The sequence below is a fragment of the Bradyrhizobium sp. 149 genome (assembly GCF_023073915.1).
In the GTDB taxonomy this organism is placed as follows: Bacteria; Pseudomonadota; Alphaproteobacteria; order Rhizobiales; family Xanthobacteraceae; genus Bradyrhizobium.
In genome coordinates this window covers 302,661-322,000 of the sequence record NZ_JADPKK010000022.1, presented here as the reverse complement: position 1 = coordinate 322,000, position 19,340 = coordinate 302,661, and the positions used below count along the sequence as shown (strand labels likewise).

General features: G+C 65.3%; 20 protein-coding genes. 6 read left to right on the top strand and 14 right to left on the bottom strand.

The window, feature by feature from the left end; all coding sequences use genetic code 11:
• Positions 1-12: 12 nt before the first annotated feature.
• The 12 genes from IVA88_RS19160 to IVA88_RS19105 all read right to left on the bottom strand — a co-directional run bounded on the left by IVA88_RS19160 (position 13) and on the right by IVA88_RS19105 (position 10,642).
• Complete coding sequence (locus tag IVA88_RS19160; protein ID WP_247498782.1) at positions 13-2,133, bottom strand: sodium-translocating pyrophosphatase; 2,121 nt, start codon at positions 2,131-2,133, stop codon at positions 13-15.
• Positions 2,134-2,372: 239 nt separating this feature from the next.
• Positions 2,373-3,371, bottom strand: coding sequence for a thiamine-phosphate kinase (gene thiL / locus IVA88_RS19155; protein WP_247498781.1), 999 nt, complete (start codon positions 3,369-3,371; stop codon positions 2,373-2,375).
• A 119-nt stretch (positions 3,372-3,490) separates the two neighbouring features.
• Positions 3,491-3,988: a transcription antitermination factor NusB gene (nusB, locus tag IVA88_RS19150; protein ID WP_007611091.1), complete on the bottom strand. Its 498-nt coding sequence runs from the start codon at positions 3,986-3,988 to the stop codon at positions 3,491-3,493.
• Positions 3,989-3,990: 2 nt separating this feature from the next.
• Entirely contained in the window at positions 3,991-4,482 is a 492-nt protein-coding gene (gene ribH / locus IVA88_RS19145) for a 6,7-dimethyl-8-ribityllumazine synthase (RefSeq protein ID WP_247498780.1), read from the bottom strand.
• Positions 4,483-4,554: 72 nt separating this feature from the next.
• Positions 4,555-5,178: a riboflavin synthase gene (locus IVA88_RS19140; RefSeq protein WP_247498779.1), complete on the bottom strand. Its 624-nt coding sequence runs from the start codon at positions 5,176-5,178 to the stop codon at positions 4,555-4,557.
• A 1-nt stretch (position 5,179) separates the two neighbouring features.
• Positions 5,180-6,328 carry a bifunctional diaminohydroxyphosphoribosylaminopyrimidine deaminase/5-amino-6-(5-phosphoribosylamino)uracil reductase RibD gene (ribD, locus tag IVA88_RS19135; protein WP_247498778.1) on the bottom strand — a complete coding sequence of 383 codons (1,149 nt, stop codon included), beginning with the start codon at positions 6,326-6,328 and terminating at the stop codon, positions 5,180-5,182.
• A complete protein-coding gene (nrdR, locus tag IVA88_RS19130; RefSeq protein WP_247498777.1) occupies positions 6,325-6,807 on the bottom strand; it encodes a transcriptional regulator NrdR in 483 nt (160 codons plus the stop codon). Before nrdR ends, ribD begins: the two co-directional genes overlap by 4 nt.
• Before the next feature lie 40 nt (positions 6,808-6,847).
• Entirely contained in the window at positions 6,848-8,146 is a 1,299-nt protein-coding gene (gene glyA / locus IVA88_RS19125; protein ID WP_247498776.1) for a serine hydroxymethyltransferase, read from the bottom strand.
• A 264-nt stretch (positions 8,147-8,410) separates the two neighbouring features.
• Positions 8,411-8,632 carry a hypothetical protein gene (locus tag IVA88_RS19120; protein WP_008131709.1) on the bottom strand — a complete coding sequence of 74 codons (222 nt, stop codon included), beginning with the start codon at positions 8,630-8,632 and terminating at the stop codon, positions 8,411-8,413.
• 37 nt (positions 8,633-8,669) lie between these two features.
• Complete coding sequence (locus IVA88_RS19115) at positions 8,670-8,906, bottom strand: hypothetical protein (RefSeq protein ID WP_247498775.1); 237 nt, start codon at positions 8,904-8,906, stop codon at positions 8,670-8,672.
• Positions 8,907-9,107: 201 nt separating this feature from the next.
• Positions 9,108-9,626, bottom strand: coding sequence for a MarR family winged helix-turn-helix transcriptional regulator (locus IVA88_RS19110; RefSeq protein WP_007603420.1), 519 nt, complete (start codon positions 9,624-9,626; stop codon positions 9,108-9,110).
• Positions 9,627-10,144: 518 nt separating this feature from the next.
• The gene (locus IVA88_RS19105; protein ID WP_247498774.1) at positions 10,145-10,642 is read right to left on the bottom strand and encodes a DUF6163 family protein; all 498 of its coding nucleotides are present in this window, start codon (positions 10,640-10,642) and stop codon (positions 10,145-10,147) included.
• Between the two features lie 136 nt (positions 10,643-10,778).
• Here IVA88_RS19105 and hemB point away from each other — a divergent pair, with 136 nt between their 5' ends.
• The 4 genes from hemB to IVA88_RS19085 all read left to right on the top strand — a co-directional run bounded on the left by hemB (position 10,779) and on the right by IVA88_RS19085 (position 13,849).
• The gene (gene hemB / locus IVA88_RS19100; protein WP_247498773.1) at positions 10,779-11,840 is read left to right on the top strand and encodes a porphobilinogen synthase; all 1,062 of its coding nucleotides are present in this window, start codon (positions 10,779-10,781) and stop codon (positions 11,838-11,840) included.
• Between the two features lie 155 nt (positions 11,841-11,995).
• A complete protein-coding gene (locus tag IVA88_RS19095; RefSeq protein ID WP_247498772.1) occupies positions 11,996-12,532 on the top strand; it encodes an RDD family protein in 537 nt (178 codons plus the stop codon).
• A gap of 134 nt (positions 12,533-12,666) precedes the next feature.
• Entirely contained in the window at positions 12,667-13,443 is a 777-nt protein-coding gene (locus IVA88_RS19090; protein ID WP_247498771.1) for an arginyltransferase, read from the top strand.
• Positions 13,444-13,510: 67 nt separating this feature from the next.
• Positions 13,511-13,849 carry a hypothetical protein gene (locus tag IVA88_RS19085; protein ID WP_247498770.1) on the top strand — a complete coding sequence of 113 codons (339 nt, stop codon included), beginning with the start codon at positions 13,511-13,513 and terminating at the stop codon, positions 13,847-13,849.
• A gap of 77 nt (positions 13,850-13,926) precedes the next feature.
• Here IVA88_RS19085 and IVA88_RS19080 read toward each other — a convergent pair whose 3' ends face one another.
• Complete coding sequence (locus tag IVA88_RS19080) at positions 13,927-15,294, bottom strand: Nramp family divalent metal transporter (protein ID WP_247498769.1); 1,368 nt, start codon at positions 15,292-15,294, stop codon at positions 13,927-13,929.
• A 167-nt stretch (positions 15,295-15,461) separates the two neighbouring features.
• Here IVA88_RS19080 and IVA88_RS19075 point away from each other — a divergent pair, with 167 nt between their 5' ends.
• Positions 15,462-16,706: an MFS transporter gene (locus IVA88_RS19075; RefSeq protein WP_247498768.1), complete on the top strand. Its 1,245-nt coding sequence runs from the start codon at positions 15,462-15,464 to the stop codon at positions 16,704-16,706.
• Between the two features lie 28 nt (positions 16,707-16,734).
• On the opposite strand, the gene IVA88_RS19070 is transcribed toward IVA88_RS19075, so the two are convergent.
• Entirely contained in the window at positions 16,735-17,994 is a 1,260-nt protein-coding gene (locus IVA88_RS19070) for an adenylate/guanylate cyclase domain-containing protein (protein ID WP_247498767.1), read from the bottom strand.
• 177 nt (positions 17,995-18,171) lie between these two features.
• On the opposite strand from IVA88_RS19070, the gene IVA88_RS19065 reads away from it, so the two are divergent.
• Complete coding sequence (locus IVA88_RS19065) at positions 18,172-19,329, top strand: MFS transporter (RefSeq protein WP_247498766.1); 1,158 nt, start codon at positions 18,172-18,174, stop codon at positions 19,327-19,329.
• Positions 19,330-19,340 lie beyond the last annotated feature (11 nt).

The window sequence follows — 19,340 nt, the reverse complement described above, 5'->3', positions numbered from 1 at the left end:
GCTGCCTCCGGTTCAGTGCGCGAGCACCGCTAGCAGCAACAGCGCCACGATGTTGGTGATCTTGATCATCGGGTTCACTGCCGGACCCGCGGTGTCCTTGTAGGGATCGCCGACGGTATCGCCGGTCACGGCCGCCTTGTGAGCATCACTGCCTTTGCCGCCGAAATGACCGTCCTCGATGTACTTCTTGGCGTTGTCCCAGGCGCCGCCGCCCGAGGTCATGGAGATCGCAACGAACAGACCCGTCACGATCACGCCGAGCAGCATCGCGCCGACAGCCGAGAACGCCGCCGACTTGCCGGCCGCGCCGCCGCCCGCGATCGCGTAGATCACGAAGTAGACGAAGATAGGCGACAGCACCGGAAGCAGCGAAGGGATGATCATCTCCTTGATCGCCGCCTTGGTCAGGAGGTCGACTGCCTTGCCGTAATCCGGCTTGTCGGTGCCTTGCATGATGCCCGGCTTCTCGCGGAATTGCCGGCGCACCTCCTCGACGATCGCGCTCGCCGCGCGACCCACCGCGGTCATGCCCATCGCGCCGAACAGATACGGCAACAGACCGCCGAACAACAGGCCCACCACGACGTAGGGGTTATTGAGCGAGAAGTCCGGTTTGACGCCGGCGAAGTAGGCGTGGTGCGCGGAGTCCGCAATGAAGAATTTGAGATCCTCGTTGTAGGCCGCGAACAACACCAGGGCGCCGAGACCGGCGGACCCGATCGCGTAGCCCTTGGTCACCGCCTTGGTGGTGTTGCCGACCGCATCGAGCGCGTCGGTCGACTTGCGAACCTCCTTCGGCAGGCCCGCCATCTCGGCAATGCCGCCGGCATTGTCGGTCACCGGGCCGAACGCATCGAGCGCGACGACCATGCCGGCGAGCGCCAGCATGGTGGCGGTCGCGATCGCGATGCCGAACAGGCCGGCGAGGCTGTAGGTGACCAGGATGCCGGCGATGATGACCATCGCGGGCAGCGCGGTCGACTCCATCGAAATGGCGAGGCCCTGGATCACGTTGGTGCCGTGGCCGGTCACCGACGCCTGAGCGATCGACTTCACGGGACGATAGTCGGTGCCGGTGTAGTATTCGGTGATCCAGATGATCAGCGCGGTGACGGCGAGGCCGACCACGCCGCACTCGAACAGCGCCATGCCGGTGTAGTCGACGCCGGCGAGCTTGCCGAAGCCGATCAGGTAATAGATCACGCCGGCGATGCCGACCAGCGACAGGACGCCGGTTGCGATCAGACCCTTGTAAAGCGCGCCCATGATCGACTGGCTCGGCCCGAGCTTCACGAAGAAGGTGCCGATGATCGAGGTGATGATGCAGATGCCGCCGATGGCGAGCGGCAACGTCATCATGTCGGAGAGGATCGGCGTCTTGGCGAAGAAGATCGCCGCCAGGACCATGGTGGCGACCGCAGTCACGGCATAGGTTTCGAACAGGTCGGCGGCCATGCCGGCGCAGTCGCCGACATTGTCGCCCACGTTGTCGGCGATGGTGGCCGGGTTGCGCGGATCGTCCTCGGGGATGCCCGCCTCGACCTTGCCGACGAGGTCGCCGCCGACGTCCGCACCCTTGGTGAAGATGCCGCCGCCGAGACGGGCGAAGATCGAGATCAGCGAAGCGCCGAAGCCGAGCGCCACCAGGGCGTCGACGACGACACGGCTGTCAGGCGCAAGCTTCAGCGAGTGGACCAGGAAGCCGAAATAGAGCGTCACGCCGAGCAGCGCGAGACCCGCCACCAGCATGCCGGTGATCGCGCCCGCCTTGAAGGCAAGCTCGAGGCCACCCGCGAGCGACGTCGTCGCGGCCTGGGCGGTGCGCACATTGGCGCGGACCGAGACGTTCATGCCGATGAAGCCGGCCGCCCCCGACAGGATGGCGCCGATCGCAAAACCGATCGCGACATAGAGCCCAAGGAAGTAGGCAAGCAGCACGAAGATGACGATGCCGACCATACCGATCGTGGTGTACTGACGCCGCAGGTAGGCCTGTGCCCCTTCACGCACCGCTGCCGCGATTTCCTGCATGCGCGGCGACCCCGCATCCGCACTCAGAACCGAAGACGTCGCCCAGATCGCGTAGACGACGGAAAGCGCTCCGCAGAGCACAATCAACCATAATGCTGTCATGTGATTTTTTGCCTCAGATCCTTGATGAACGTACCCCCGGCGCCTTTTGTTTTTCCGTCGTGCGGTGCGGCGCCTTGATTTTGAACAAGGCCGCCCCTTGCCCGAAGGCGCGGCCCCAGTCGGTCACGACCTTGCCAAAATCAAATTGAGGGTGCAACGCCAGATAGGGCCGAAAAAGCCGATCTCGGCAGGTATTTAGGCCCGTGGTGCGAGCCCTGGGCGCCGGTTTGGAGCAATTCCTAGAAGTGGCTGTAGGAGAGCCGCTTCAAGACCAGCTCCTGGCCCTGCCAGTCCAGGAAGCGCGGCCGCTCATGGCCCGCGACGATCGTGCCGATGGCCGTGACGGCAAGGCCTGCCGCCCGCCCTGAGGCAATCAGCGCCTCGCTTTGCGCCGGCGGAACGGTGCACAGCACCTCGTAATCGTCGCCCCGGGCAAGCAGCGTCTCAACGCAAACGACGTTGCCTGCGACCAGCCGGGCCGCAGCAGCCGACAGCGGCACGGTCGTCACGTCGATCGTGGCCGAGACGCCCGATGCCGCACAGAGCTTTGTCAGATCTCCGGCAAGACCGTCGGAGACATCCATCGCAGCCGTCGCGTGGTCACGCACGGCCTGCGCGAGAGCATTGCGCGGCTGCGGCACGCGATAGCGCGAGATCAGCATCTCGCGCGCGTGCGGATCGGAGGCCAGCGCACCCGCCACCGCGCCGCCCTTGAGCACATCGAGGCCAAGCGCAGCGTCGCCGATCGTTCCCGTCACCAGGATGCGATCGCCCGGTTTGGCGCCGGTGCGGCCGACCATCCGCCCCAGCGGCACGCGGCCAAAGGCGGTGATCGAGATCATCTGCGGCCCCGGCGTTGACACCGTATCACCGCCAAGCAGCGGACAGGCGAAGGTTTTCGCATCCTCGCCGAGCGCGTCCGCGAACGGCCTGAGCCAGCCGTCTTCCTTGCTGCGCAGCGCCAGTGTCAGCACGAAGCCGGCCGGCACGGCCCCCTTGGCAGCGAGATCGGACAGGTTCACCCGCAGCGCCTTGCGCGCGATGGTATCAGGCGGATCGGTGGCAAGATAATGCACGCCCTCCACCACCGCGTCGGTGGTGACGACGATGTCCTCGCCGCGTGACTGCAGGATGGCGGCATCGTCGACGAGCCCCAGCGCGCCGGGATCAGTCGCCAGCGGCTTGAAATAGCGCGCGATGAGGGAGTCTTCGCCAGAGGGATTGTGCGGAGTGGTCATCGGCTCGATCCGTCATCTCCAGCCGTCATTGCGAGCGAAGCGAAGCAATCCAGATGGCCTTCGCAGAAATAGTCTGGATTGCTTTCGTCGCTACGCTCCTCGCAATGACGAACCCATATCTACCCCCGCCCGAATTCGTCACCGCGAAACTGGCGGCCGATCTGGTCGAGCACCGCGTTGACCATGCCGGTCTCCTCGCGATCGACGAAGGCGTTGGCGACGTCGACATATTCGGACACCACCACGCGGCCCGGCACATCCTTGCGGTGCTCCAATTCGTAGGCCCCGGCCCGCAGCACCGCGCGCAGGATCGCCTCGATCCGCTTCAGCGGCCAGCCCTTCGAGAGCGCCTCGTCGATCAGCGGATCGAGCTTCTTCTGGTCGCGCACGACGCCGGAGACGACGTCGCGGAAGAACGCGGCTTCCGCCGGGAGGTACGTGTCGCCCTCGACCTCGTTGCCGAGCCAATGGCTCTCGAACTCCGCAAAAATGTCGTTGATACCGGCGCCGCCAATGTCCATCTGGTAGAGCGCCTGAACGGCCGCGAGCCGCGCCGCACCGCGCCGGTTCGCTTTCTTCTCCGTGCCAGCCGGCGGCTTTTTGTTGTTATCGGCCATGATCAAGCCCGCGCCAGCCGGCGCTTGATGCGCAGCATCGCAATCGCGGCCCGCGCGGCATCGCCGCCTTTGTTGAGCTCGCTGGCGCGTGCCCGCGCCCAGGCCTGCGCCTCGGTGTTGACGGTGAGGATGCCGTTGCCGAGCGGCAGCTTACGCGCCACCGCCAGGTCCATCAGCGCGCGCGAGGATTCCTGCGAGACGATCTCGAAGTGGATGGTGTCGCCACGGATCACGCAGCCGAGCGCGATCGCGGCGTCATAGGGCTTGCCATTAGCCGCCGCGGCGTCAACCGCGATGGCGATCGCCGCAGGAATCTCCAGTGCGCCGGGAACCGTGATGACGTCATGGGTCAGGCCGGCCGCCTTCAACTCGGCCACCGCGCCTTCGAGCATCGCGTCCTGGAGATCGTCATAGAACCGCGCCTCGACAATCAGCGCGCGCGCGCCGGAAACGTCGGTCTGGTCCTTCAGGGGTGCGCGCCGCGCGTCTGCCATCGTCAAATCCGTTTCACAGGGGTTGGCGCTATGTAATCGCCACCAGCGGGTAAGCCAAGGTTAAAGACGCCGTCACTTCATTTCCGTCAGCCGCGCCGCGTAGCGGGCCATCAAATCGACCTCGATATTGACCTCATCCCCCACCTTCCAGCCACCGATCGTCGTGACCGTCAGGGTGTGTGGGATGATCAGCACCGAAAATGTCACGTCCTTCACCGTATTAACCGTCAGCGACACGCCGTCGAGCGTGATCGAGCCCTTGGTCGCGATGAACCGCGCCAGCTCCCGCGGCGTAGAGAGCGCGAACCGCGCCATGTCGGGCAGGTCCTCGCGGCCGACGAGGGTCGCGATCCCGTCGGCATGGCCGGCGACGATATGCCCGCCAAGCTCGTCGCCGATCTTGAGCGCACGCTCGAGGTTGAGCCTCGTGCCGACTCTCCAGCGCTTCGCCGTCGTCAGCGCCAGCGTCTCGGCCGCGGCATCGACGTCGAACCAAGTCCTTCGAGCAGAGGCTTTGCCGCCTTCGACGCCGGAAGCAATCACCGTCAGGCAGACGCCGTTGCAGGCGATCGAGGCGCCGTCGGCAATGGTTGTCTGATCGTAGCGGCAGGCGATGCGCAGCCGATGCAACTGGCCCTGCGCCGTCGGCGCGAAGCCGACGATCTCGCCGATATCGGTGACAATGCCGGTGAACATCTCAGGTGCGCTCGTAGATGGTGAGAGTATCGTGCTCGAATGTCTCGCTAGCATGAACCTTGTAGGCCTGCGACTGCGTGATTTTCGACAGGGGCAATGCGTCGAGCGCATCGACGCCGTCGGCGCCCACCGCTTCCGCGCCTCGGAACAGCCAGATCTCGTCAACGAGGTCAGCCGCGATGAAGGACGCCGCAACGCGGCTGCCGCCCTCGACCATCAGCCGCGTGATGCCCTTCCCGGCCAGCGCATGCAGCACGGCCGCAAGATCGAGTCCGGACGCGTTACCCGGCGGTGTGCGGATCACTTGCGCGCCGGCAGCACCGAGCCGCGTGGCGGCCGCAGCCTCCGCGAGCTCAGAGCCCACCACCCACAGCGGAATCTCGCGCGCGGAGCCCACGAGCCTGCTCGCGCCGGGAATGCGCAGGCTCTGATCGAGCACGACGCGCACCGGCGAGCGCGCGGCCATGCCCGGCAGGCGGCAGTCGAGCTGCGGATCGTCCGCCAGCACCGTGCCGATGCCGACTAGGATGGCGTCGCTCTGCGCGCGCAAGAGATGCACGCGCTCGCGCGCTGCCTCGCCGGTGATCGCGACCGGCTTGCCGCCGGCAGCACCGATCTTGCCGTCGGGCGAGACCGCGAGCTTCAGGATCACATGCGGGCGGTGATCCCTGATGCGGCGGAAATGCCCGGCGTGGTCGAACGCCGCCTCCGCTGCACACAGACCTACATCCACCGTGATTCCGGCGGCGCGCAGGCGCGCATGGCCTTGGCCGGCGACTTCCGGATTGGGATCCTCGATCGCGGCTACCACCCGCTTGATGCCGGCGGCGATCACCGCGTCGGCGCATGGTGGCGACTTGCCGAAATGCGAACACGGCTCCAGCGTGACGTAGAGCGTGGCGCCGCGCGCGGCCTCGCCTGCACGCCGCAGCGCTTCAGGCTCGCCATGCGGCCGTCCGCCAGGCTGGGTCCAGCCGCGGCCGACGATGACGCCGTCCTTGACGATGACGGCGCCGACGGCCGGATTGGGCCAGGTACGTCCCCGCCCGCGCCTACCGAGCGCCAGCGCAAGCTCCATGAAGCGCCGATCGGCATCCCTGGACTCACGGGCCTTCTGCGCGAATTGATCCTCCAGGATGCGGAAGATCATTTGCGGATCGCGGCGAGCCGCGCTTGCTCCTCACCGGAGAGCTCGCCGAGCACGTCGGCGAAATCCTTGGCCTCGCGGAAATTGCGGTAAACCGAGGCGAAGCGGACATAGGCGACGTCGTCGAGCGTACGCAGGTGCTCCATCACGGTCTCGCCGATCACCTCCGAGGAGATTTCGGCTTCGCCCCCGGTCTCGAGCTCGCGCACGATGGTGGAGACCATCTTCTCCACCCGTTCCGGCTCGACCTGCCGCTTGCGCAGCGAGATCGACACCGAGCGCATCAGCTTGTCGCGGTCGAACGGCACGCGGCGGCCGTTGCGCTTGATCACCGTGAGCTCGCGCAACTGCACGCGTTCGAAGGTGGTGAAGCGGAAATTGCAAGCGACGCACACGCGCCGCCTGCGGATCACGAAAGAGTCCTCGGTCGGACGCGAGTCCTTTACCTGCGTATCGAGACTGTTGCAGTTCGGGCAGCGCATCCGTTTACCTTGACCGGTTTTCTTACCAGTTCACTTGGACCTACTGATAGATCGGGAACCGGTCGGTGAGCGCCTTGACCCGTTCCTTGATTGCGGCTTCCACCAGCGGCGCCTTGCCATCATCGGACTGCGCGATCGCGTTCAGGACCTCGGCGATCATGCCGCCGACCTGCTGGAATTCGGCGACGCCGAAGCCGCGGGTGGTTGCCGCCGGCGTGCCCAGGCGAATACCGGAGGTGACAAACGGCGACGCGGGGTCGAAGGGAATGCCATTCTTGTTGCAAGTGATGGCGGCGCGGACCAGCGCCTTCTCCGAGACGTTGCCCTTCAGGCCCTTCGGCCGCAGGTCAACGAGCATCAGATGGTTATCGGTGCCGCCGGAGACGATGTCGAACCCGTAGCCCTTCAGCGTTTCGGCCAGCGCCTTGGCGTTCTCGACGACGTTCTTGGCATAGACCTTGAAGTCCGGACGCAGCGCCTCGCCAAAGGCGACCGCCTTCGCCGCGATCACGTGCATCAGCGGCCCGCCCTGAAGACCCGGGAAAATCGCTGAATTTAGCTTCTTGGTCAGCGCCTCGTCATTCCACAGCATCAGGCCGCCGCGCGGACCGCGCAGCGATTTGTGCGTCGTGGTGGTGGTGATGTGCGCATGAGGCACGGGCGAAGCATGCACGCCGCCCGCAACGAGACCAGCGAAATGCGCCATGTCGACCAAGAGGTACGCGCCGACGCTGTCCGCGATCTCGCGGAAGCGCTTGAAGTCCCAGGCGCGAGAATAGGCCGAGCCGCCGGCCACGATCAGCTTCGGCTTGACCTCTTCGGCCTGCTTGGCGACCGCGTCCATATCGATGATCTGGTCCTCGCGGCGCACGGTGTAGTGCGCGGCCTTGAACCACTTGCCGCTCATGTTGACGGGCGAGCCGTGGGTGAGATGGCCGCCGGCCGCAAGATCGAGGCCCATGAAGGTGTCGCCGGGCTGGAGCAGCGCCAGAAACACCGCCTGGTTCATCTGGCTGCCGGAGTTCGGCTGCACGTTGGCGAAGTTGGCGCCGAACAGCTTCTTGGCGCGATCGATCGCGAGGTTCTCGGCGACGTCGACCCACTCACAACCGCCGTAATAGCGCGCGCCCGGATAGCCTTCCGCATATTTGTTGGTCATCACCGAACCCTGCGCTTCCAGCACGGCACGGCTGACGATGTTCTCGGAGGCGATCAGCTCGACCTCATGACGCTGCCGGCCGAGCTCGCCTTTGATGGCGGCTGCGATTTCCGGGTCGGCCTGCTCGAGCGAGGCGGTGAAAAACGAATCGGGCGCGGAGGCTGTTTTGGCGAAGGTCATCTTGCGAATATCTCCACCGCCGCAGCCTTTTGGCGGGCTACGGGCGGGTCTGGTGTGGCGATCGGAAGCGGCGAGCGCGATCTACCACATTGCCCGCAACAGGCCAAGTGGTTGCGGGTCGGACCAGAGATTTATGCAAGATATGGTGGGAATTGAAGGTTCCGCCACGGGCGGTTCCAAGGGAACCCCCGTTTGCGAACATCCGGAATGGGGCCCCCTTTGAGCCCCAAACTCCGCCGGACACGCCGTCGCGTCAGTGTCCCCCTACAGCCCGGTATACCCCGCCTTCACGGGGTCCACGCTGCCGTCGAGCTGGCGCAAATAGGTCAGGCCGCACACCGTCAACCTGTGGGTGTCCTTCTCGCCCGCTTCCATCAACGTATTGAGATAGTTCGTGACCTTGGCCCTCGCCTCAGCGCTCGCAGCTGACGTACGGTTCGCGAGCAGGTCATAGGTCTGCATGATGCGGTCGATGGCAGCTTCCATGGCGCCCTCTGGTTCTTGCCGGGTTGGGGAATTTGGATCAGGCAACCGCTTTGGCCTCGGATTGTGCCTCGAACCTGCCGATGGCCGTGTTGGCCAGCCTGATCTTGTTGAATTCGCCGTGCTGGAGCACCTTGATGACGATCTCGAGCAGGCGTTCGTCGGTGACGAGGGTGTCGCGGATCGCGCCGGAGCGGCGAAGATAGTTCGCGGCGATGGCATAGGCCTCGCTCACGAGTTCCACGTTCATCGCCCCCAAGCCGCGCTCGACCAGCATCGTCTGCCCTCCGATCCGAAGGAGATAAGCGTCGAACCGGGAACTCGTTCCCACCGGTTCGCGATTTTTTCGCAACCGCGAAATGACAAAACGCACCGGTCCGGGCAGAGCCGGGCCGGCGCGCTTGGGGAAGCTCAGGCGCGTTCGGGAGGCTTGCCGGTCTTGTTGTGGGCCGGCTTGGCCAAATCCCGTCGAAAGAGCTCAGAGACGATAGAGGATCTGGTCGGTCCAGAACCGCTCGAGACGATGCAGCGACTTGTTGAGGGTCGAGAACTCCTCGCCGGAGATGCCGCCGACCTGCTCCACCGTCTTGACGTGCTTCTGGTAGAGCGAATCGACGATGCGGCGAACTTCCTGGCCCTGCGGCGTCAGGCGGATGCGCACCGAGCGGCGATCAACGCGCGAGCGCTGATGGTCGAGAAAGCCGAGCTCGACGAGCTTCTTCAGATTGTAGGAGACGTTGGAGCCGAGATAATAACCGCGCGTGCGCAGTTCGCCCGCGGTCAGCTCCTTGTCGCCGATGTTGTAGAGCAGGAGCGCCTGCACCGAGTTGATATCCGCACGGCCGCGGCGATCGAACTCGTCCTTGATGACGTCGAGCAGCCGGCGATGCAGCCGCTCCACCAGAGTCAAAGCTTCCAGATAGAGCGTCTGCACCGAACCCTGCTGGCCCGAGACGCGCTCTGCGGTATCTGCCGCAGTTGCGACGGCTTTCATCATGACACTTCCCCTGTTGTCGTTTTTATCGACACTCATTCGACGAAACTTGTGTCCCGTCTGATAGGTGCAACTTAAGGGGCTCGTTTGAAGATCGGCTTAAATAAGAGAATAAAGAGATCATGAATTTAAGACAGTGAATTGCGGATTAAGCCTGTGCCACAAGCGCTTTTCGCAACCGTCTGTTGACTCTCGCAAGGTCCTGTTCACCCTCCGTCCGCCCCGATTGTCGCATTCCAGAACAGCCCCGCCCCGTTTCGAAACGGCAGCGTAAGAGCTGTGGCGGAATGCACGGAGTCAACGAAAACTTACCTCGAATTTGAGGCAACCAACGGTCAACCAAGCGCAACATTCTCGTGTCCCGGACCAGCACAGCAAAGCGGAGCGCGGAACCGGACCCAGATGTCACAAGGCGAAGTCGCGGAGAAACGGACTTCGGCTCTGCGACGCATCACGCCGCAAGTGCAACGCGCTGCATCGCGTCCGGGGAACGAGAGTGTCTTTCTCTGGGACGACTTCGCCTATGGCGGCCGCTCCCGCGCCGCCATCCAGGCGAGCGCGAGATAGGCGGCCAGCATGAAGGCTTCGACCCCGACCACGAGCAGGCTGCCGCCGTAGATGCCCGGGAACATCAGCTCGATCACCGCCATCGACACCACGGTCGTCAGCCACACCACCGCGCCCCAAGGCGTGGCGAGCCAGAGGCCAACCGCGGCAACGAGCTCGATCACGGCGAAATAGACGGTGGCGGCCTGCCAGGCCATCGCCTGGTTCTCGAACGCCTCGTCCTCGCCGCCGACGAAGCCGGTGACCTGAGCCCAGTGATAGAGACCTTTCAGGATCGAGAGCAGTGCCATCACCCGCAGGAACAGCACGAGCCGGCGCGTCCAGACACTGTCATCGGACTCAGCTCGTTCCGACGAGATCGCCGCCACCGACATTGCGTTGTCTCTGGCATTGTCTCGAACAGCATCCCTGGCGCTGTCGCGGGCCGCATCGCGGGTGGAGATCTCGGACATGGCCCCCTTCTGGCTGCTTTGCCCCGCAAAATCAATCGGCGGCCCAAGTCTCCAATTCTGTCTTGCGGCAGGTCAAGCCGCGGTGACGGGAACCATGCGAGCTGGTATAAGAATAATTCCAGCCGGAGGAAGAGTGATGGCGATCAAATACGGGCGTCCGATCGAATTGCGCGAGGTTTCGCGCCGGGATGGCGCTGGCGCCTCCCCTGCCCTCGATCTGACCGTTCGCCCCCGCCGCAACCGCAAGGCCGAATGGGCCCGCCGGATGGTGCGCGAGAACGTGCTCACGACGGACGATCTGATCTGGCCGCTGTTTTTGATCGACGGCAACAACAAGCGCGAGCAGATCGCCTCGATGCCGGGCGTCGAGCGTCTCAGTGTCGACCAGGCCGTGCGCGAGGCCGAGCGCGCGATGAAGCTCACCATTCCCTGCCTCGCGCTGTTTCCCTACACTGACCCGTCCCTGCGCGACGAGGAAGGCTCGGAAGCCACCAATCCGGACAATTTGGTCTGTCAGGCGGTGCGCGCGATCAAGAAGGAGTTTCCGGAGGTCGGCATTCTCTGCGACGTCGCGCTCGATCCCTTCACCAGCCACGGCCATGACGGCCTGATCTCCGACGGCAAGATCTTGAATGACGAGACGGTCGCTGTGCTGGTGCGTCAGGCCCTGGTGCAGGCCGAAGCCGGCTGCGACATCATCGCGCCCTCAGACATGATGGACGGCCGCGTCGCCGCGATCCGCGAGGGCCTGGATCGCACCGGCCTGCTTGACGTGCAGATCATGGCCTATGCCGCAAAATACGCCTCCGCCTTCTACGGCCCGTTCCGCGACGCCATCGGCTCGGCCAAGACACTCACCGGCGACAAGCGCACCTACCAGATGGACAGCGCCAACACCGACGAGGCGCTCCGTGAGGTCGAGCTCGACATCGCCGAGGGCGCCGACATGGTGATGGTGAAGCCCGGCATGCCCTATCTCGACGTCGTCCGCCGCGTGAAGGACACGTTTGCGATGCCGACCTTCGCCTACCAGGTCTCCGGCGAATACGCGATGATCGCGGCTGCCGCCAACAACGGCTGGCTCGACGGCGACCGCGCCATGATGGAGAGCCTGCTCGCCTTCAAGCGCGCCGGCGCGGATGGTGTGCTGAGCTACTTTGCGCCGAAGGTGGCGGAAAAGCTGCGGGCGCAGGGGTAAGGCGCGCGGGTCGTCCCGAGGTTGTGGCCGTCGCAACTCGCCTCTCCCGCCCCCGAATCGCCGGAATATTTCGGCTTGTTAATCCCGGCGCCCTTGGCACGTGGACTGCCTGTTCCCATGTCCTGCCACGGGAGTTTCCCCTCGGGAGAACGGTCATGTCGTATTCGGACTCGGGCAATGCCTGGCGCAATGACGGCGGGGCGCAGCCGCACGCTTACGATCCCTATCTGCACCCGGAACTGTTCCGCGGCGTTGCGACGCGGCGGGTGTTCGCCTTCCTGATCGACATGGTCGTGATCTCGGTGCCCGTGATCCTCGGCTATCTCTTCATCGCGGTGTTCGGCGTGGTCACGCTCGGCATCGGCTGGGCGCTGTTCTGGCTGGCTTGGCCGGCTTCCGTGATCTGGGCCATCGTCTATTACGGCGCCTGCATCGGCGGTCCGTCGTCCGCGACGATCGGCATGCGCGTGATGGATCTGGAGTTGCGCACCTGGTACGGCGCGCCCGGCTATTTCGTGCTCGGCGCCACCCACGCCGTGCTGTTCTGGGTGACGGTCTCGTTCCTGTCGCCCTTCGTGGTGCTGGTCGGGCTGTTCAACGGCCGCAGGCGCTTGCTGCAGGATTTCGTGCTGGGAACTGTCGTGATCAACAATTCCGTTCGTGCGCCGGTGCCTCAAGGCGCCAGGACCTGATCAAGCACCTACTGATCAAGAACCTATCAACCTGGACCCGCTAAACTGGCTGATCCGACCTGCCGAGTAGACCGATTGACCGGGGGCGTTCGTAGCGCGATGCTGATGCTCATTTTGGAGGCCCACGACGTCCCTTGACCCAACACTCGCGCGATACCCCCCAATTTTACCTCACGGCGCCCTCCCCCTGCCCCTATCTGCCGGGCCGGCACGAGCGCAAGGTGTTTACGCACCTCGTGGGTGAGCGCGCCGGTGACCTCAACGACCTCCTGACCCATGGCGGCTTCCGTCGCAGCCAGTCGATCGCCTACCGGCCAGCCTGCGACCAATGCCGCGCCTGCGTCTCGGTCCGGGTGATCGCCAACGAGTTCCGGCCCTCCCGCAACTTCCGAAAAGTAATCACCCGCAACGCCGACATCATCGGCGAGCAGCGCAGTGCGGTGCCGACCTCCGAGCAATATTCGGTGTTCCGCGCCTATCTCGATTCCCGTCACCGCCATGGTGGCATGGCTGACATGACCGTGCTCGACTACGCCATGATGGTCGAGGACAGCCATGTCGAGACCCGCATCATCGAGTACCGCAAGCGTGGTCCCGACAGCGGCATCACCGGCCGCGGCGAGGAGCTGATCGCGGTCGCGTTGACCGACGTGCTCAGCGACGGCCTGTCGATGGTCTATTCGTTCTTCGAGCCCGGCGAAGTCAGCCGCTCGATGGGCACCTTCATGATCCTCGACCACATCGCCCGCGCGCGCCGGCAAGGGTTGCCTTACGTTTATCTGGGCTACTGGATCGAAGGCTCGAAGAAGATGGACTACAAGGCCCGCTTCCTGCCCCAGCAGCGCCTCGCGCCCTCAGGCTGGCTGCGCATCGACGCGCAAGGCGATGCGGCGTCCGAGCCGCAGGATTGATCGGCGCGCCGATCTCATAAGCCGGCAGTTCGTAACTGCGAGAATGGGACCAGCGCCGGAGGTTTCCTTGTCGAGTACCTATGATCTGATCGCGCGGAGCATGGTCGAGCGCCAACAGGTGCACTGTGTCTATCAAGGGCACCGGCGTGCAATTTGCCCCGTAATATTGGGCCATACCGATGACGAGGAACGCACGCTCGCCTTTCAGTTTGCCGGCACTTCCAGCAAAGGCTTGCCGCCGGGAGGGGCATGGAAGTGCTTCAAGCTGGCGGAGATGACGAAGGTCGAGCTTCGAAGAGGGCAATGGCACGTGGGCTCAAGCCATCGCGAGCGCCAACAATGCGTCAAGGTTGTCGATCTCGACGTAAATCCCCTCAGCCCTTACCAGCCGCGACGCCGGGTCTAGTCTGCGCACGGTCGGTTAGCCGGACGCCAAATGCGTGATTGCAGCCTTAGCACTTGATGCGCAGTGGCGCGCGACAATCACGATCCAAACAACGTATCCACCAGCAGCTTCACGTTCAAGATCACGATCACGCCCGCGACGATCCACGCGATCGCGGCGACCCACGCGGGAATCGCGAACTTGCCCATCTTGCGGCGGTCGGAGACGAAGCGGACCAGCGGGATGACGGCGAAGGGAAGCTGCATCGACAGAACGACCTGACTGAACACCAGCAGATCGGCCGTGCCGCGCTCGCCATAGATCGCGGTGACGACGATCACGGGAATGATCGCGATGCCGCGCGTCAGCAACCGGCGCGCCCAGCTCGGCAGGCGCAAATCGAGAAAGCCCTCCATCACGATCTGGCCGGCGAGCGTCGCCGTCACCGTCGAGTTGAGGCCCGAAGCGAGCAGCGCCACCGCGAACAGCGTCGAGGCGATGCCGAGGCCGAGCAGCGGGGACAGCAGCTCGAAGGCCTGGCCGATCTCGGCGACGTCAGAATGGCCGCTCTTGTGGAAGGTTGCGGCAGCCACGACGAGGATCGCGGCATTGATGAACAGCGCCAGCATCAGGGCGATGGTCGAGTCCGTCGTCGCCCATTTGATCGCCTCGCGCCGGCCGGTGTCGTTGCGCTCATAGGCGCGCGTCTGCACGATCGACGAATGCAGATAGAGATTATGCGGCATCACGGTGGCGCCGATGATGCCGATCGCGATGTAGAGCATCTCGGGGTTGGTGAAGATCTCGGTCTTCGGCACAAATCCCCTCAGCATCTCGGCAACCGGCGGTGCTGCCGCGGCAAGCTGGACCGTGAAGCAGACTGCGATCACGACGAGCAGCGCGATCACGAAGGCTTCGAGGAAACGGAAGCCACGATTCATCAGGATGAGCAGCAAAAAGGCATCCAGCGCAGCGATCAGAGCGCCACCGACCAGGGGAATGCCGAACAGCAATTTGAGGGCGATCGCCGTGCCTATGACCTCGGCGAGATCGCAGGCGATGATCGCCGCCTCGCAAGCGAGCCACAGCATGAAGTTCACCGCTGGCGAATAGGTCGCGCGGCAAGCTTGCGCGAGGTCGCGATCGGTGACGATGCCGAGCCGTGCCGCCAGCGATTGCAGCAGGATCGCCATCAAATTCGAGAGCAGGATGACGGAGAGCAGCGTGTAGCCGAACTTGGATCCGCCGGCGAGGTCGGTCGCCCAATTGCCGGGGTCCATATAGCCGACCGAGACCAGATAGCCCGGGCCGACGAAAGCAAGCAGGCGCCGCCACCACACCCCCGCGATAGGGATTGCGACCGTGGCATTCACCTCGGCCAGGCTCTTGGTTGCAGGCGCGTCGGAGCGCCAGCCGGCGGCGTCTCGGGTCAGGTCTTGGGTCAGATCGGGCGAGCGAGCATCCATAAAGCGAGAATACCGAAGTCGAGCCTTATTGCAACTCATTTGCAACTGCATCTAGCCGCATGGGTTCCCGGCGCGGCCGTTGTTCGCGACCCTGTCGGGAAGCGGGTGGGTTTGGCCGCGCTCGGAGGCGGATAGTGGCGCCAACTCGACTTTGCAGGAAATGAGCCATGTCAAATGCTCCGCGCCTCCCCGAGACATTCAACCGCCTCGCCTGGTCCAATTTGGCGGCGCAGTCGGCCGAACAGATCGCTCTGGCCGCGGCCCCTATCGTCGCGGTGCTGACGCTCGGCGTCGCCGAAGGCCAGACCGGCCTGCTCCAGACCGCGCTGACCCTGCCCTTCGTCCTCTTCGCCATTCCGGCCGGCCTGCTGGCCGACCGCATCTCCCGCCGCTCGCTGATGGCGGGCGCCGAGGCGCTGCGGGCCGCGGCGCTTGCGGCGATCGTGCTGCTGCTCGCGCTCGGCGCGCTCAATCTGCCGCTGCTGGCGCTGCTCGGCTTTGCCGCCGTGTGCGGCACTGTCGTCTACAGCGTGGCCGCGCCGGCGCTGGTGCCCTCGCTGGTGAGTTCGGACCTGTTGCCTGCGGCCAATGCGCGGATCGAGCTCGCACGCACCATCGCCTTCGCCAGCGGCCCTGCGCTCGGCGGCGCGCTGGTGGGGTGGTGGGGCGCGAGCCCGGCCTTCGGTTTTGCGGCGGCGCTCTCGGCGATCGCGGTCGTGCTGCTGTCCGGCATCTATGAACCTGCCCGTACGCCGGCGCCGCGGCGGCATCCGTTCCAGGACATCCGCGAAGGCGCGGCCTTCGTGTTTCACCATCCGCTGCTGCGGCCGGTGTTCATCACCCAGTTCATCTTCAACACCGGATGGTTCCTGCAGATCGCAGTGTTCGTGCCCTACGCCGTGCGTCACCTCGGCCTGACCGCCGCCGGCATCGGCACGGTGCTGACGATGTACGGCGTCGGCATGGTGATCGGCGCGCTGTTCGCCACGCGGGTGATGAAGCGCATCGCGTTCGGCATCGTTGTCGGCCTCGGCCCCGTCACCGGCTTCGTCGCCGCAATGGTAATGGCGCTGACAGTGCTGGTCCCCTCGCCCTGGCTCGCGGCCTTGAGCTTCTTCCTGCTCGGCGTCGGGCCGATCCTGTGGGTGATCTCGACCACGACGCTGCGCCAGTCGGTGACCCCGCCACGCCTCCTGGGCCGCGTCTCCGCCATCAACATCATGAGCTACGGGGCCCGCCCGGTCGGCTCGGCACTCGGTGCGATCGTCGGCGGCCTCTGGAGCGCGGAAGCGTGCCTCTATCTCGCGGCGGCCGTGTTCGGGGTGCAGGCGCTGGTCATTTGGCTGTCGCCCGCGGTGGCGTTGGATCGGCAGCCGGCCATGGTAGGCGACGAAGTGCCAGCGCGATGTTAGTGCCGCCGCGTGGGAAGGAGCAGCCAGCCTAATTCGCCAGATACCGCTCGTAGCTCCCCATCACCGGTTCGCTTACGTCAACTTCGGGATCGAGCGTGTAGAGATCCTGCGCGCGGCCGATGCCGCGCAGCGCGTAGCGACCGGTAGAGACGAGGTAGCGGCGGCCGGTGGCGTCGAGGCCTTTGTAGAATTCCGCCGACGCCAGCAGCTCGCGATCGACCGAACGACTCATCGAGGCGATGCGACTGACCTCGTTCACGGTCGGACCGACCACGGTGAAATCAAGCCGGTCCTCGCTGCCGATATTGCCGTAAAAAACCTCGCCGACATGCAGGCCGATATAGGCGGACGTGGTGGGACGGCCGTCGGCCTCCCGCCGCAGGTTCAGCGCCGCGACGTTCTTGCGGAACAGATGCTCGGCGCGAAGTGCGGCGCGGCGGGCACCCGCCATGTCCTCGCCGGTGAACATCGCGAGGACGCCGTCGCCGATCAGCTTCAGCACGTCCCCGCCGGCGTCATGGATCGCATCGATCACGGCCTGCGCATAGTCGTTGAGGAACGGGATGATCTCGTCGGGGCCGATGCTCTCGCTGATTCCGGTCGAGCCGCGCAGATCCGAATACCAGAGCACGGCGTTGATGCGCTCGGTGACGCCGCGCGAGATGCGCCCGCGCAGCACCTGCTCGGAGGCATCGCGGCCGAGATAGACCCGGCCCAGCGTGCGCGCGATGTCGACCTGCTGCGCCGATTTGATCGCGAGCCCCAGCACCGGCACGAGATCGCGCAGCGTCTCGAGCTCGCCTTCGGCGAAGCCGCTGTCGCGGCGCGTGGTCCAGCAGGAATAGAGGCAGTCCATCAGGCCGAGCGCACCATTCTCGCCGAAGCGATGCACGAAGGCGAGATAGTGCCGGTGGCCCTTCTCGGCGAGCTCGCCGATCTGGGAAAAATCCATCGACGGGGCATCGGCGAGATCGATCACCATCTCGTCGTCGCCATGCTCGAGCATGTGGAAGAACACCGAGCGGCGCCAGCTTTTGGCCGCGTCGCCTTCGGCGGTCGAACCGTATTCGAATGCGTCGCTCTCGTTGCTCTGCCGGTCGCTCCAGCGGAAGCCGCGGCCCTCATAGATCGGATGCAGCGTGTCGATCACGACGAGCCCGCGCGAGAGTTCCAGGCCTTCGGCGCGGCAGCGCTCGCAGAACCCGCGGAGCAGTTCGTTTTCGGGCAGGCCCGTGAGCCCCTGGCGGGTCAGCCAGTTCATCAGCGCGAGGCGGGAGGTCAATTGCATGCGCCATTATGCCGTGCATTCGTGACGAGCGAAAGGCGCAAGCCACGCGCTGGCCGTGCGCAAGGCTCGCGTCTCTTGCAGGTCGAACATGCCGCGGCCGCGGTTGACGCGCTCGCTACGCAGGCGGCAAATGCCGGCGATGATGACTTTGTCGACCAGAATCGGACGCACGCGCGGATGAGCCAGCGCCAGCTTCCGATCATCCTGGCGCTCGGTACCACGCAGACCCTGGCCTGGGCCTCGAGCTACTATCTGCCGGCGTTGCTCGCCGATCCCATGGCGCGCGACCTCGGCGTCTCCTCCAACTGGATCTTTGGCGCGTTCTCGGCCTCGCTGGTGATCTCGGCGATGCTGGGACCACGGATCGGGCGTCAGATCGATCTCGTCGGCGGCCGGCAGGTCCTCTCGGTTTCGAATCTGACGATCGCCGCCGGCCTCATCCTGCTCGGCCTCTCGCAATCGGTGGCGGTGATGGCGATTGCCTGGCTCGTGCTCGGCATCGGCATGGCGATGGGCCTCTACGACGCCGCCTTCGCCGCGCTCGGCCGCATCTACGGTACCGAGGCGCGCAGGCCCATCACGGGCATCACGCTGATGGCGGGCTTTGCCTCGACCGTCGGCTGGCCCCTGACCGCCTGGGGCCTTGCCCATATCGGCTGGCGCGACACCTGCTTTGCCTGGGCCGCGGCCAATATCCTGATCGGCTTGCCCCTCAACTTCTTCTTGTTGCCGACGATGAAGGGCGCCAAGCAGGCTACGGCGACGGCGGCGAAGCCGCATCTGCCGCTCGACCGCACCATGGTGCTGCTCGCCTTCATCTTTGCGGCAGTCTGGACCGTCACGGGCGCGATGGCCGCGCATTTCCCGCGCATCCTGGAGGCCACAGGCGCGACGCCGGTCGAGGCGATCGCGGCCGGTGCGCTGATCGGCCCCGCGCAAGTGGCCGCGCGGGTTCTCGAAGCGGGCTTCCTCAGCCGCTTTCATCCGCTGTGGTCGACGCGGCTCGCCTGCCTCACGCATCCGATCGGCGCGGTGGTCGTGGCGATCTTCGGCGGCGCCGCGGCCAGTGGGTTTGCGCTGTTCCACGGCTCCGGCAACGGCATTTTGACCATTGCGCGCGGCACGCTACCGCTGTCGATCTTCGGCCCCAAGGATTTCGGCTATCGCCTCGGCATCATCGGCGCGCCGGCACGGATGGCGCAGGCCGTGGCGCCACTGGCCTTCGGCCTGCTCATCGACGTCATGGGCGCGAAGGTGCTGATCGTCTCGTCCGCGCTCAGCCTCTCGGCCTTGGCGGCGCTGTTCCTGATCCGCGCGCAACCGCGGCCGGATTGACCACGCGCGCG